The sequence below is a fragment of the Variovorax sp. HJSM1_2 genome (assembly GCF_049316285.1).
GTDB lineage: Bacteria > Pseudomonadota > Gammaproteobacteria > Burkholderiales > Burkholderiaceae_C > Rhodoferax_B.
Map to the genome: position 1 here is coordinate 335554 of NZ_JBMOXA010000001.1, position 12957 is coordinate 348510.

The 12957-nt window shown below is 61.0% G+C and carries 14 protein-coding genes and 1 tRNA gene; 14 read left to right on the forward strand and 1 reads right to left on the reverse strand.

Annotation, left to right across the window (positions count from 1 at the left end; genetic code table 11):
* The first annotated feature begins 113 nt into the window (after positions 1 to 113).
* Genes gsiC through ACFQ95_RS01530 form a run of 4 tightly spaced genes read left to right on the forward strand, consistent with a single transcriptional unit; the run spans position 114 to position 3850 of the window.
* Positions 114 to 1034, forward strand: coding sequence for a glutathione ABC transporter permease GsiC (gene gsiC, locus ACFQ95_RS01515; RefSeq protein WP_422829018.1), 921 nt, complete (start codon positions 114 to 116; stop codon positions 1032 to 1034).
* A gap of 17 nt (positions 1035 to 1051) precedes the next feature.
* Complete coding sequence (gene gsiD / locus ACFQ95_RS01520; protein WP_422829019.1) at positions 1052 to 1951, forward strand: glutathione ABC transporter permease GsiD; 900 nt, start codon at positions 1052 to 1054, stop codon at positions 1949 to 1951.
* 1 nt (position 1952) lies between these two features.
* A complete protein-coding gene (locus tag ACFQ95_RS01525) occupies positions 1953 to 3008 on the forward strand; it encodes a P1 family peptidase (RefSeq protein ID WP_422829020.1) in 1056 nt (351 codons plus the stop codon).
* Positions 3009 to 3019: 11 nt separating this feature from the next.
* Positions 3020 to 3850, forward strand: coding sequence for a M55 family metallopeptidase (locus ACFQ95_RS01530; RefSeq protein WP_422829021.1), 831 nt, complete (start codon positions 3020 to 3022; stop codon positions 3848 to 3850).
* Here ACFQ95_RS01530 and ACFQ95_RS01535 read toward each other — a convergent pair whose 3' ends face one another.
* The gene (locus ACFQ95_RS01535) at positions 3851 to 5059 is read right to left on the reverse strand and encodes an adenylate/guanylate cyclase domain-containing protein (protein ID WP_422829022.1); all 1209 of its coding nucleotides are present in this window, start codon (positions 5057 to 5059) and stop codon (positions 3851 to 3853) included.
* A 197-nt stretch (positions 5060 to 5256) separates the two neighbouring features.
* Here ACFQ95_RS01535 and ypfJ point away from each other — a divergent pair, with 197 nt between their 5' ends.
* The 10 genes from ypfJ (at position 5257) to ACFQ95_RS01585 (ending at position 12934) form a co-directional block, all read left to right on the forward strand.
* Positions 5257 to 6135, forward strand: coding sequence for a KPN_02809 family neutral zinc metallopeptidase (gene ypfJ / locus ACFQ95_RS01540; RefSeq protein WP_422829023.1), 879 nt, complete (start codon positions 5257 to 5259; stop codon positions 6133 to 6135).
* A gap of 201 nt (positions 6136 to 6336) precedes the next feature.
* Positions 6337 to 6603, forward strand: coding sequence for a 30S ribosomal protein S15 (rpsO, locus tag ACFQ95_RS01545; protein ID WP_116604506.1), 267 nt, complete (start codon positions 6337 to 6339; stop codon positions 6601 to 6603).
* 231 nt (positions 6604 to 6834) lie between these two features.
* Entirely contained in the window at positions 6835 to 8961 is a 2127-nt protein-coding gene (gene pnp / locus ACFQ95_RS01550; RefSeq protein ID WP_422829024.1) for a polyribonucleotide nucleotidyltransferase, read from the forward strand.
* Between the two features lie 65 nt (positions 8962 to 9026).
* The gene (locus tag ACFQ95_RS01555) at positions 9027 to 10043 is read left to right on the forward strand and encodes an NAD(P)H-quinone oxidoreductase (RefSeq protein WP_422829025.1); all 1017 of its coding nucleotides are present in this window, start codon (positions 9027 to 9029) and stop codon (positions 10041 to 10043) included.
* Positions 10044 to 10050: 7 nt separating this feature from the next.
* Entirely contained in the window at positions 10051 to 10794 is a 744-nt protein-coding gene (gene tpiA / locus ACFQ95_RS01560; RefSeq protein WP_422829026.1) for a triose-phosphate isomerase, read from the forward strand.
* 35 nt (positions 10795 to 10829) lie between these two features.
* Positions 10830 to 11216 (forward strand): preprotein translocase subunit SecG, encoded by a 387-nt coding sequence (secG, locus tag ACFQ95_RS01565; RefSeq protein ID WP_422829027.1) that lies wholly within the window; start codon positions 10830 to 10832, stop codon positions 11214 to 11216.
* A 113-nt stretch (positions 11217 to 11329) separates the two neighbouring features.
* Positions 11330 to 11414 (forward strand) — tRNA-Leu (locus ACFQ95_RS01570).
* 56 nt (positions 11415 to 11470) lie between these two features.
* Complete coding sequence (locus tag ACFQ95_RS01575) at positions 11471 to 11830, forward strand: NADH-quinone oxidoreductase subunit A (RefSeq protein ID WP_422829028.1); 360 nt, start codon at positions 11471 to 11473, stop codon at positions 11828 to 11830.
* Positions 11831 to 11834: 4 nt separating this feature from the next.
* A complete protein-coding gene (locus ACFQ95_RS01580) occupies positions 11835 to 12314 on the forward strand; it encodes a NuoB/complex I 20 kDa subunit family protein (protein ID WP_422829029.1) in 480 nt (159 codons plus the stop codon).
* 8 nt (positions 12315 to 12322) lie between these two features.
* The gene (locus ACFQ95_RS01585; protein WP_422829030.1) at positions 12323 to 12934 is read left to right on the forward strand and encodes an NADH-quinone oxidoreductase subunit C; all 612 of its coding nucleotides are present in this window, start codon (positions 12323 to 12325) and stop codon (positions 12932 to 12934) included.
* The last annotated feature ends 23 nt before the right edge of the window (positions 12935 to 12957 follow it).

Sequence of the window (12957 nt, forward strand, 5' to 3'; positions counted from 1 at the left end):
GCACTTCGTGTCGCTTTCGCCAACCCCCTGCTGGGGGCGATAAGAGCATGGTGCGCGTCGTCTGGCGGTGTGGCCGGCAAGCGACCAACACGTTTCATTTGTTTATTTTCTAAATGCTCAACTACATTCTCAAGCGCCTTCTGGGCCTGGTGCCCACGTTGCTGATTGTGGCGGGGCTGGTATTTTTGTTTGTGCACCTGCTGCCCGGCGACCCGGCGCGGTTGGCCGCCGGGCCCGAGGCCGATGCCGAAACCGTGCGCATCATCCGCGAAGACCTGGGGCTGGACCGGCCGATGTACGAGCAGTTCTGGCGCTTCATCAGCAATGCGGTGCAGGGCGACTTTGGCCACTCGCTGCGCAGCAAGCGCCCGGTGTCCGAAGAGATCGCCGAACGCTTCATGCCGACCTTCTGGCTTACCGTGGCGGCCATGGGCTGGTCGGTATTGCTGGGGCTGCTGATCGGCACCGTGTCGGCCGTGTGGCGCAACCGCTGGCCGGACCGGCTGGGCATGACGCTGGCCATCACCGGCATTTCGTTTCCTTCGTTTGCGCTGGGCATGCTGCTGATGCAGACCTTCTCGGTGCAACTCGGCTGGTTGCCCACGGTGGGCGCCGATTCGTGGCGCCACTACATCCTGCCCTCGCTCACCTTGGGCGCGGGTGTGGCGGCGGTGATGGCGCGTTTCACACGCTCGTCGTTCATCGACATCCTGAAAGAAGACTACGTGCGCACGGCGCGCGCCAAAGGCTTGAATGAGTTCTGGGTGGTGACCAAACACAGCCTGCGCAACGCCTTGATTCCCGTGGTCACGATGATGGGCCTGCAGTTTGGCTTCCTGCTGGGCGGCTCCATCGTGGTGGAGAAGGTTTTCAACTGGCCGGGCATGGGGCGACTGCTGGTGGACGCCGTGGAGATGCGCGACTTCCCGGTGATACAGGCCGAGGTCTTGCTGTTCTCGCTGGAATTCATTTTGATCAACCTTGTGGTCGACGTGTTGTATGCCGTCATCAACCCCACCATTCGCTATAAATAATAGAGCTGCTGACGCTTATGAACAATGCTCTAGAGACCGTTTTTCCCAAAACTGCTGCTGACGCGCGTGTGCGCACGCCCTGGAGCGAGTTCTGGCGCAAATTCAAGGACCAGCATGTCGCCGTGGCGGCCGGTGTTTTTGTGCTGCTGCTGGTGGTGGTGGCGGTGCTGGCACCGTGGATCGTGCCGTTTGATGCCGAGGGTTTTTTTGACTACGACGCGCTGAACAGCCCGCCCACCAGCACGCACTGGTTTGGCGTGGATTCGCTGGGGCGCGACATCTTCAGCCGCATCCTGATGGGCGCGCGTATCTCGCTGGCCGCCGGATTCATTTCGGTGGCGGTGGGCGCCGTCATAGGCACCGCGCTGGGCTTGCTGGCCGGCTACTACGAAGGTTGGTGGGACCGCATCGTGATGCGTATCTCCGACGTGTTGTTTGCCTTTCCCGGCATTTTGCTGGCCATTGGCATCGTTGCCATTCTGGGCAACGGCATGGTCAACGTGGTGTTCGCTGTGGCCATCTTCAGCATTCCGGCGTTTGCGCGGCTGGTGCGTGGCAATACCTTGTCGCTGAAACACCTGACCTATATCGAGGCCGTGCGTTCGATTGGCGCATCCGACTGGACCATCATCACGCGGCACATCTTCCCCGGCACGATTTCCTCGGTGGTGGTGTACTTCACCATGCGCATAGGCACGTCGATCATCACGGCGGCAAGCCTTTCCTTTCTGGGCCTGGGCGCCCAGCCGCCGACGCCGGAATGGGGCGCGATGTTGAACGAGGCGCGCGCCGACATGCTGTCGTCGCCACACGCGGCGATTTTCCCCAGCCTGGCGATTTTTTTCACGGTGCTGGCTTTCAACCTGCTGGGCGACGGGCTGCGCGACGCGCTCGACCCCAAGCTGGAGCAAAAGTAGCGTGGATGCGCTGCAGGCGGCCCCGCACATCGGCCAGCTCGTCGCCGGGCCGCTGAACGCCATCACCGATGTGCCCGGTGTTGCGGTGGGCCATTGCACCCTGGACCATGGGCCTGTGCAGACCGGCGTGACCATGCTGCGTCCGCATGGGGGCGACTGCTTCTTGCAGAAGGTGCCGGCCGGTGCCGCGGTGATCAACGGTTTTGGCAAAAGTGTCGGCCTGGTGCAGGTGCAGGAACTGGGTGTGCTGGAGTCACCGATTGCGCTCACCAATACCTTTGCGGTGGGCACGGTGGCCACGGCCTTGATCCGTAGCGCCATTGCCGCGCAGCCGGAGATAGGCCGCACGCTGCCCACCGTGAACCCGCTGGTGTTCGAGTGCAACGACGGATATCTCAACGACCTGCACGCCTTTGCCGTGACCGAGGCACATGCGCAACAGGCGCTCGCCAGTACCGCATCCACGTTTGCGCAAGGTGCGGTGGGGGCCGGGCGTGGCATGACGTGTTTTGGCTTGAAGGGCGGTATTGGCTCGGCCTCGCGGCTGGCACCCACGCCGGTGGCGCGTTTCACCGTGGGCGCACTGGTGCTGGCGAATTTTGGCCGGCCGGCGGCATTCACCCTGGCTGGCCGGCACATAGGCCCGGCCCTGGCGCAGCGTCTGGCCGCGCCCAGCACCGGGCCTGAACGCGGCTCCATCATCATGCTGCTGGCCACGGATGCACCTTTGGACGCGCGCCAGCTACGCCGCCTGGCGACCCGCGCCGGGGCAGGCTTGGCGCGCACGGGCTCAGACTATGGACACGGCAGCGGCGACATTGCGCTGGCGTTTTCCACCGCTTACACCGTGCCGCAGCAGCTGGGGCGCCTGCAGGCGCTCACGCTGCTGCATGAAGCCATGCTCGACCCGTTATTTGAAGCCGCGGCGCAGGCGACCGAGCAGGCCATTGTGAACGCCTTGTTCGCGGCAGAAACCGTGACCGGCCGTGATGGCAACAAACGCATCGCCTTGACCGCGCTTGCGCGCGATTGGCAGGCCTTGCAGCAGGCCGCATGAAAGAAAAAGTGATGAAGATACTGATTTCTGTAGACATTGAAGGTGTGGCCGGTGTGTTCCACCCGGAGCAGACGCGCGCGGGCAACACCGAATACGAACGCGCCCGGCGCCTGATGACGGCCGAGGCCAATGCCGCCATCCGTGGTGCGTTCGACGGTGGTGCCACACATGTGCTGGTGAACGATTCACACGGCGCCTTTCGCAACCTGCTGCCCGATGAACTGGACCCGCGCGCGCGCGCCGTGCTGGGCAAGCCGCGTGTGCTGGGCATGATGGGCGGTCTGGAAGACACGGCCGACGGGCCTTGCCAGGGTGTGTTCATGATTGGCTACCACGCACGTGCGCAAAGCCGGGGCGTGTTGGCGCACACCATCAACAGTTTTGCGTTTGCGCGCATCTGGCTCAATGGTGCGGAGCAGGGCGAGGCCGGACTTTACGGCGCGCTGGCCGAGGAGTTGGGCGTGCCGGTGTTGCTGGCCAGCGGCGACGATGTGTTTGCCGCCGAGACCCAGCCGCAGTATCCGCATGCGCGCTTTGTGCTCACCAAAACCGCGCACGGGCATACGAGTGGGGTGTCGCTGTCGCCTCAGGCCGCCTGTGGCGCGATTGAAGCGGCCGCGCGCGAGGTGCTGGCCGCAGGCCACTTCCCCAGGGCGCGACAACCTCAGGCACCGTTTGAATGCCGGCTGCAGACCCAGACCTCTGGTCTCGCCGACCTGTTTGCCATACTTCCCGGACTGGAGCGTGTGGATGGTGTGACCGTGCGCTTCGTCAAAGAGTCGGTGCAGGACGTGGTGCGTACCCTGAACAGCTTGTCGGCGATGTCGACGATGCTGCGTTGATCAGGCCTGGCTGCGGATTACCTGCAGTGCTGATTGCAGGTCTTCTATGGCTTGCAGGCGGGCCTCGGGACTGAGTTTTTCTGGCTCCAGCGTCAGGCGCAAACCGGGGTAGCGCAGGTCTACACCGGCTGCTGGGGCATCCGCGGTGTGGAGGTTGCGCAGGGCGAAGCAGCGGATCTCGCGCGACACCCCTTTGGCGAGCAGCGGGGCGCATTCCTCTGCGTCGAACTCATGTTTCACCAGGGCATGGGTTTCGTAGGACAGGATCACGCCATCGGGCTCGCCGTTCTGCTCCAACCGCGCGGCCAGGTTGACTTCGCTGCCGATCACGGTGTAGTCCATGCGCTCTTCGCTGCCGAAATTGCCGACGTGGCAGTAGCCGGTGTTGATGCCCACACGCACGTGAAATGGCTGGCGGTAGCCCTTGTCGTGCCACACGCTGCGCAGATGCGCCATGCGGCGCTGCATGGCCACGGCCATGCGCACACACTGCAGTGCGTCGTCCTGCACGCCAAGCGACTGCGGGTCGCCGAAGAAGATGACGATGGCGTCGCCTATGAACTTGTCTATGGTGGCGCCAAACTCCAGCGCGATCTTCGACATCTCGGAAAAATAGCTGTTGAGCAGGTAGGTCATGTCCTCGGGCTGCATGTGCTCCGAGGTTTTGGTGAAGTCCTTGATGTCCGAGAAAAAGATGGTGAGTTTTTTGCGCACCGCCTGAATGGACACATCCTGCGTGCCCTCAAAAATCGACTTGTAGACCTGCGGCGACAGGTAACGCGACAACTTGACCGACAGCGACTGCAGCATCTGTGTGTGCACACTCAGCGCAATGTGGTTGCGCACCCGGGCCAGCAGAATCGGCGGGCTGATGGGTTTGGTGATGTAGTCCACCGCATGCAGCGAAAACCCCTGTGCCTCGGCGGCCTCGTCGCTTTTGGCCGTGAGAAAGATCACCGGGATGTCGCGGGTCGCGGGGTTGGCCTTGAGGCGGCGGCAAACCTCGTAACCATCGATCTCCGGCATCATGATGTCGAGCAGAATCAGGTCCGGTATGCTGCCGGAGGCGACGATAGCCAAGGCCTTTTCACCATGATTGGCCACTTTGACGCGGTAGGCGTCTTTCAGCAGTGCCGCCATGAGGGTCAAGTTGTCGGCGGTATCGTCCACCACCAGCACCGTGGGTTTGTCCGGAGAGCTCAGCATCATGTGGTGAATTCCGTCTTCGGGTGATCCTGCTGGTGTGTACTGTGCCAGCTAGATACAAGTTTTGACAAGTCCGGGCAGAGCCCTGGGCCGAACAAGCTGTCTGTACCGTCCTACGCCAAAAGTCGCCCGAAACCCGCGACCGAGCGAGTACCATTTCGCCATTGCATACAGGCCGGGGCCTGCGACAGGAGAAGCATATGAGGTGGGAAGGCAACCGAGAGTCCGACAACGTCGAAGACCGCCGGGGTGATGGCGGCGGCGGTGGCGGCGGTTTTATTGGCGGGCGTGGCATTGGTATCGGGACCATCGTCATCGCGCTGGTGGGGGGCTGGGTGCTGGGCGTGAACCCGCTCACCATTCTGGGGCTGCTCAGCGGTGGTGGCCAGCCGGCGCAGGTGCAGCAGCAGGGGCCTGCACATGCGCCGCCGGCGAATGACCATATGGCCAAGTTTGTTTCCACCGTACTGGCGGACACCGAAGATGTCTGGAGCGGCATTTTTGCCAAGGCGGGTGGCCGTTATCAGGACCCCAAACTGGTGCTTTTCAGCGGCGCCACAGCCACCGCCTGCGGTACCGGGCAAGCCGCCATGGGGCCGTTTTACTGTCCGGGCGACCAAAAGGTCTACATAGACCTGAGTTTTTACCAAACGCTGCGCGACCGCCTGGGTGCGCCTGGTGAATTCGCCCAGGCCTATGTGATCGCCCATGAAGTGGGCCACCACGTGCAAAACCTGATGGGCATCAGCGCCAAGATGGACGAGATGCGTAACCGCGTGAGCCAGACCCAGTACAACGCGCTCAGCGTGCGGCTGGAACTGCAAGCCGACTGTTTTGCCGGTGTGTGGGCCAACCATGCGCAAGCGCAACGCCAATTGATTGAAAGTGGCGACATCGAGTCCGCCATGAACGCCGCCGCCAAAATTGGCGACGACGCACTGCAGCGCTCGGCTGGCCGGGCCGTGGTACCGGATAGCTTCACCCATGGAACGAGCGCCCAGCGGCAGCATTGGTTTGGCACCGGCTACCAGACGGGCAGTGTGAAGGCTTGCGACACCTTCAGTGCCAAGCAAATCTAGTGGCCTGACCCCCCGTTGAATGGCGCAATATGGCCGCCGAACAGGGCGGTAAGTCCGGTCAACGGCCGAGTCGGCTATAATCGTTCGGTTCCGCGTCTTGCGGAGCGCACGCCAGTGGCAGTTCCAGCCGCTGGCGCAAGTCAAAAACCTGGGATTCCCTTTGCTAAGGCAGGGTGGGCCCATTAATCAACGGATATAGAAATGATCGCATCCTCTATCAAGGCCGAAGTTGTCAAGGCCAATGCACGTAGCGCCACCGATACCGGTAGCCCAGAAGTGCAAGTCGCTCTGCTGACCGCACGCATCAACGAACTGACCCCTCACTTCAAGACACACGCCAAAGACCACCACGGTCGTCGCGGCCTGCTGCGCATGGTGAGCCGTCGTCGTAAGCTGCTGGACTACCTGAACGCCAAAGACCACGACCGTTACACCGCGCTGATCGCCAAGCTCGGGTTGCGCAAGTAAGCGGCTAACCGAATCAAAAGCGCCTGAGTTAGATGCCTAGCTCAGGCGCTTTTTACTTTCTCGCATCCAGGGACGCTGATCGCATACGCGCTGTGTCATTCCAAAAGTGGTCGCTTGTGACGATTTTTGGAATGGCATCGTAGGCTTTCAAGACTCTGGCCCCGGCAGCCCGGGATGGGCTGTGAATCAAGGGTTCGCCGCAACGGCGGCCCGCCATCAAAGGAAATCAATATGACGATGTTCAAAAAAGTGACCAAGAGCTTCCAGTGGGGCCAACACAAAGTCACCATGGAAACCGGCGAAATTGCGCGCCAATCCAGCGGCGCCGTGCTGCTGGACATGGACGGCACCGTGGTGCTGGCCACCGTGGTGGCCAAGACCGAAGGCAAGGCCGGTCAAGACTTCTTCCCGCTGACCGTTGACTACCTGGAAAAGACCTACGCCGCTGGCAAGATCCCCGGCAGCTTCTTCAAGCGCGAAGGCCGTCCTAGCGAATTCGAAACCTTGACCAGCCGCCTGATCGATCGCCCGATTCGCCCGCTGTTCCCCGAAGGTTTCTTCAACGAAGTGCACGTGGTGGTGCACACCGTGTCGCTGAACCCCGAAGTGGATGCTGACATTGCTGCCCTGATCGCGGTCAGCGCGGCCTTGTCCGTGAGCGGCGTGCCGTTTGCTGGCCCTATAGGCGCCGCCCGCGTGGGTTACGTCAACGGCGAATACATCCTGAACCCAGGCCAAACCGCCCGCAAGGATTCCAGCCTCGACCTCGTGGTCGCCGGCACCGAAGCCGCTGTGCTGATGGTTGAGTCTGAAGCCATGCAACTGAGCGAAGAAGTCATGCTCGGTGGCGTGGTCTATGGCCACGAACAAAGCCGTATCGCCATCAACGCCATCCATGAACTGGTGCGTGACGCTGGCAAGCCCGTGTGGGACTGGCAAGCACCTGCCAAGGATGAAGCCCTGGTCGCCAAGGTCGAAGGCCTGGCTGAAGAGAAGCTGCGCACCGCTTACCAAAACCGTAACAAGCAAGCCCGTACACAGGCTTGCCGCGCCGCCTACGCTGAAGTGTTCGCTGCCTTGAAGGAAAGCGGCGAAGCATTCGACGCCGTGAAGGTCGAAGGCCTGCTGTTCGACATCGAAGCGCGCATCGTGCGCAGCCAGATCCTGGCCGGCGAGCCCCGTATCGATGGCCGTGACACACGCACCGTGCGTCCTATCGAAATTCGCAACAGCGTGCTGCCGCGTACCCACGGTTCGGCTCTGTTCACGCGTGGCGAAACGCAAGCTCTGGTGGTCACCACCCTGGGCACCGAGCGCGACGCACAACGCATTGACGCGTTGGCAGGTGAGTACGAAGACCGCTTCATGCTGCACTACAACATGCCTCCGTTCGCCACCGGCGAAACCGGCCGTGTGGGCACGCCCAAGCGCCGCGAAATCGGCCACGGCCGCCTGGCCAAGCGCGCTCTGGTGGCCGTGTTGCCAACCAAGGAAGAATTCCCCTACACCATGCGTGTGGTCAGCGAAATCACTGAATCCAATGGCTCTTCGTCCATGGCCTCGGTGTGCGGCGGCTGCCTGAGCTTGATGGATGCTGGTGTGCCCATGAAGGCGCACGTGGCCGGTATCGCCATGGGCCTGATCAAGGACGGCAACCGTTTCGCCGTGCTGACCGACATCCTGGGCGACGAAGATCATCTGGGTGACATGGACTTCAAGGTGGCCGGTACCACCAACGGCGTGACCGCGCTGCAGATGGACATCAAGATCCAGGGTATCACCAAGGAAATCATGCAAGTTGCATTGGCACAGGCCAAGGAAGCGCGCATGCACATCCTGGGCGCCATGCAATCGGCCATGTCCGAAGCCAAGACCGAAGTCTCGAGCTTCGCGCCACGCCTGTTCACCATGAAGATCAACCCCGAGAAGATCCGCGACGTGATCGGCAAGGGCGGTGCGGTGATCCGTGCGCTGACCGAAGAAACCGGCACGCAGATCAATATCGAGGAAGACGGCACCATCACCATCGCCTCGAGCGATCCAGCCAAGGCTGAAGAAGCCAAGCGCCGCATCGAGCAGATCACCGCTGAAGTGGAGATCGGCAAGGTCTACGAAGGTCCTGTGACTAAGATTCTGGACTTCGGCGCCTTGGTCAACCTGATGCCCGGCAAGGACGGTTTGCTGCACATCAGCCAAATCGCCCACGAACGTGTCGAGAAGGTCACCGACTACCTGAGCGAAGGCCAGATCATCAAGGTCAAGGTCATGGAAACCGACGAAAAGGGCCGCATCAAGCTGTCCATGAAGGTTTTGCAAGAGCGCTCCGCTCCGGCGCAAGCGCCTGAAGGCCAAGCCTAAGCATTGAGTTCCGGCGGGGCCTGGAGTCTTGGGGCTCCAGGCCCCCTCGAACGTTTGCAGACGTTATGAAAGCCATCGAAATCAGTTCTCCCGGAGCGCCCGAGGTGCTGCGCGTGGTCGATCGTCCTGTGCCTGTGCCCGTAGCTGGAGAGTTGCTGGTGCGTGTAGAGGCCAGTGGTGTGAATCGTCCTGACGTGCTGCAGCGCACCGGCCACTACCCCGTGCCGCCGGGTGCCAGCGACATCCCGGGTTTGGAAATTGCAGGGGTGATTGAGTCGGGTGACGCGGCTGCGTTGGCCGAGCACGGCTTCGCTATTGGCGACCGGGTGTGTGCCTTGGTGGCGGGTGGCGGTTATGCCGAGTATTGCGTGGCCCCGGTGGCGCAATGTCTGCCTGTGCCCAAGGGTATGTCTTCGCTTGAGGCGGCGGCATTGCCCGAGACATTTTTTACCGTGTGGAGCAATGTGTTTGACCGCGTTGCGCTGCAGCCGGGGGAAACCTTGCTGGTGCACGGCGGCTCTAGCGGTATCGGTGTGACGGCAATCCAGTTGGCCAAGGCGCTGGGTGCCAAGGTGATTGTCACCGCCGGAAACGACGAAAAGTGCGCCGCTTGTGTGGCCTTGGGGGCGGATCACGCCATCAACTACAAGGCCACCGATTTTGTCGAAGAAGTGAAGCGCCTGACCGAAGGGCGGGGCGTCAACGTGATTCTGGACATGGTGGCGGGTGCTTATGTGGAGCGCAACATCCGCTGCCTGGCGGACGATGGCCGTTTGGTCATCATCGCCGTGCAAGGTGGTACACATAGCGAAATCAATGCGGGCCTGGTGCTGCGCCGGCGCCTGACGGTGACGGGCTCGACCTTGCGGCCGCGCTCGGTGGCTTTCAAGGGCGCGATTGCGCGGGCTTTGCGGCAAAAGGTCTGGCCTTTGCTGGAGGCGGGCCGGGTGAAGTCGGTGGTTTATCGCGCATTGGCGGTGGAAGCGGTGGAGGGGTCGGTTGGCCAGGCCAACGGCGCCGTACAAGCCCATGCGCTGATGGAGTCGAATGTGCATGTGGGCAAAATCGTACTGACATGGTGACTGACAAGTGAAGAAAAAACTCATTGCTGGCAACTGGAAGATGAACGGCAGCCTGGCGGCCAACGAGAAGCTCATCGCGGAGATTCTTGCGGCCAAGCCGGGTGTTGCGGCTGACGTGGCGGTGTGTGTGCCTGCGCCGTACTTGCAGCAGGTCTCGGCCTTGCTGGCTGGCTCTTCCGTGGATTTGGGGGCGCAAGACGTTTCTGCGCATGAGGCGGGTGCCTACACGGGTGAAGCCTCGGCACAGATGTTGAAGGAATTTGCCGTGCGTTACGCCATCATCGGCCATTCCGAGCGGCGCCAGTACCACGGCGAGACCGATGAGTCGATTGCAGCCAAGGCGCAAGCGGCTTTGAAGGCGGGTATCTGCCCCATCGTGTGTGTGGGTGAATCGCTTGAAGAGCGCGAAGCGGGTCACACCGAGGAGGTGGTCAGGCGTCAATTGGCGGCTGTGGTGCACACCAATGGGCATTGCATCAGCGAAATCGTGGTGGCTTACGAGCCGCGCTGGGCGATTGGCACCGGCAAAACCGCCACGCCCGAGCAAGCCCAGGAGGTGCATGCCGCGCTGCGTGCGCAGTTGCGTCTGGCGACCGCGCACGCCGACCGCATTCGTATCCTCTATGGCGGCAGCATGAACGCGGCCAATGCGGCGGTGTTGTTGGCGCAGCCGGATATTGATGGTGGCTTGATTGGTGGCGCGGCGCTCAAGGCTGTGGATTTCTTGAAGATTGTGGAAGCGGCGCAGTAAGTTGCGGCGCAGATTTTGATAATTGGAGTGTTGAGATGAGCATGTTTGTAAGTTTGATTCTGGTGGTGCAAATTCTGTCTGCCTTGGGCATGATTGGTCTGATCCTGGTGCAGCACGGCAAGGGTGCCGACATGGGTGCGGCGTTTGGCAGTGGTGGTTCGGGCAGCTTGTTCGGCGCCAGTGGCAGTGCCAACTTCCTGTCGCGCACCACGGGTGTATTGGCTGCGCTGTTCTTTGTCTGCACGCTGGCTTTGGCCTACTTTGGCAACCATCGTCCGACCAGTGCAGGCAGTGTTCTGGAGCGCTCCAGCGTCGTTGCTCCTGAGGCTGCAGGCATTCCGGCTGGTGGTGCTTCGACGGGCGCCGCAGCAGTCGCGCCGGCCGTTCCTGCTTCTGGCGTAGACCAGATTCCGGCAAAATAATCTGTGCGAAATTGCCGCTCCAAAAGGTTTTGGAGCGGTTTCAGGGTAAACTCTAAAGCTGTACGGAAAGCCAATAACCGCAAGGTTCCTCATGCCATCTGTATAGAAAAACCGCCGTCGTGGTGAAATTGGTAGACACGCTATCTTGAGGGGGTAGTGGCGAAAGCTGTGCGAGTTCGAGTCTCGCCGACGGCACCAACAAAAAGGCTCCCTTGGCTTCGTGGTTGAGGGGGCTTCAGAAGTAGAGCCTCTCGATGAACCTTGACCAGTACCTCCCTGTCCTTTTGTTCATCCTGGTTGGTATAGGTGTAGGTGTTGCACCCCAGGTGCTCGGCTACATCCTCGGGCCAAACCGGCCCGACAGTGCTAAAAACTCTCCGTACGAATGTGGCTTTGAGGCGTTTGAAGACGCCCGCATGAAGTTCGACGTTCGCTACTACCTGATCGCCATTCTTTTCATTCTGTTTGATCTGGAAACGGCGTTCCTGATTCCATGGGCTGCGGCTTTCAAGGACATCGGATTTATAGGTTTCCTTTTTGGTCTCGAATTTGTGGCTGTGCTCACGTTCGGATTTGTCTACATGTGGAAAAAAGGCGCCCTCGATTGGGAGTGATGCAATGATTGAAGGTGTATTGAAAGAAGGCTTTGTCACGACGAGCTACGACTCTGTTGTGAATTGGGCCAAAACCGGTTCGTTGTGGCCCATGACCTTTGGCTTGGCCTGCTGTGCCGTCGAGATGATGCACGTGGCGGCTGCCCGTTACGACATCGGCCGCTTTGGTTCCGAAGTGTTCCGTGCCAGCCCGCGTCAATCTGACTTGATGATTGTGGCCGGGACCTTGTGCAACAAGATGGCGCCTGCTCTGCGCAAGGTTTACGACCAGATGTCCGAGCCGCGTTGGGTCTTGTCCATGGGTTCGTGTGCCAACGGCGGTGGTTATTACCACTACAGCTACTCGGTGGTGCGCGGTTGCGATCGCATCGTGCCCGTCGATGTCTATGTGCCAGGTTGTCCGCCCACCGCAGAGGCGCTGCTCTACGGCATCATTCAGTTGCAGCAAAAAATTCGCCGCACCAACACCATTGCGCGGGACTAGGGGAAGACATGACTGATGTAGCCATCCATCCGGAGTCTCTTAAAGAAATCGTCTCGACGGCGCTGGGTGAAAAAGCCAAACGTGTTGTGGTCGCCTTGGGTGAGGTGACGGTTGTGGTTGATGCTGGTGATTACCTGGCCGCGATGCAGATCTTGCGCGATGCCCCAGGTTGCCGCTTCGAGAGCCTGATTGATCTTTGCGGCGTCGATTACTCGACCTATATGGACACGGTCTGGGAGGGTGCCCGTTTTTGCGTGGTCTCCCATCTGTTGTCCGTGAGCCTGAATCAGCGTGTGCGCGTCAAGGTGTTTTGTCCTGACGATGGTTTGCCGCTGGTGGCTTCCGTGACCGGCCTCTGGGCGGGAGCCAATTGGTTTGAGCGCGAAGCGTTTGACTTGTACGGCATCGTATTCGATGGCCATAACGACTTGCGCCGCATTCTCACGGACTACGGTTTCGTGGGCCATCCGTTCCGTAAAGACTTCCCCTTGTCTGGGCACGTCGAGATGCGCTACGACGCCGAGCGTCAGCGCGTGGTGTATGAGCCGGTTTCGATCGAGCCGCGTGAAATCACGCCACGGATCATCCGCGAAGACAAGTACGGAGGAGGCTTGCACTGAGCCCCGGGGCGCAATGCAAAGAA

Bases quoted from the DNA above. Each gene is read 5' to 3' on its own strand.
- gsiC (WP_422829018.1), top strand. From the start codon at position 114: ATGCTCAACTACATTCTCAAGCGCCTTCTGGGCCTGGTGCCCACGTTG.
- gsiD (WP_422829019.1), top strand. From the start codon at position 1,052: ATGAACAATGCTCTAGAGACCGTTTTTCCCAAAACTGCTGCTGACGCG.
- ACFQ95_RS01530 (WP_422829021.1), top strand. From the start codon at position 3,020: ATGAAGATACTGATTTCTGTAGACATTGAAGGTGTGGCCGGTGTGTTC.
- ACFQ95_RS01535 (WP_422829022.1), bottom strand. From the start codon at position 5,059: ATGATGCTGAGCTCTCCGGACAAACCCACGGTGCTGGTGGTGGACGAT.
- ypfJ (WP_422829023.1), top strand. From the start codon at position 5,257: ATGAGGTGGGAAGGCAACCGAGAGTCCGACAACGTCGAAGACCGCCGG.
- rpsO (WP_116604506.1), top strand. From the start codon at position 6,337: ATGATCGCATCCTCTATCAAGGCCGAAGTTGTCAAGGCCAATGCACGT.
- pnp (WP_422829024.1), top strand. From the start codon at position 6,835: ATGACGATGTTCAAAAAAGTGACCAAGAGCTTCCAGTGGGGCCAACAC.
- ACFQ95_RS01555 (WP_422829025.1), top strand. From the start codon at position 9,027: ATGAAAGCCATCGAAATCAGTTCTCCCGGAGCGCCCGAGGTGCTGCGC.
- secG (WP_422829027.1), top strand. From the start codon at position 10,830: ATGAGCATGTTTGTAAGTTTGATTCTGGTGGTGCAAATTCTGTCTGCC.
- ACFQ95_RS01575 (WP_422829028.1), top strand. From the start codon at position 11,471: ATGAACCTTGACCAGTACCTCCCTGTCCTTTTGTTCATCCTGGTTGGT.
- ACFQ95_RS01580 (WP_422829029.1), top strand. From the start codon at position 11,835: ATGATTGAAGGTGTATTGAAAGAAGGCTTTGTCACGACGAGCTACGAC.
- ACFQ95_RS01585 (WP_422829030.1), top strand. From the start codon at position 12,323: ATGACTGATGTAGCCATCCATCCGGAGTCTCTTAAAGAAATCGTCTCG.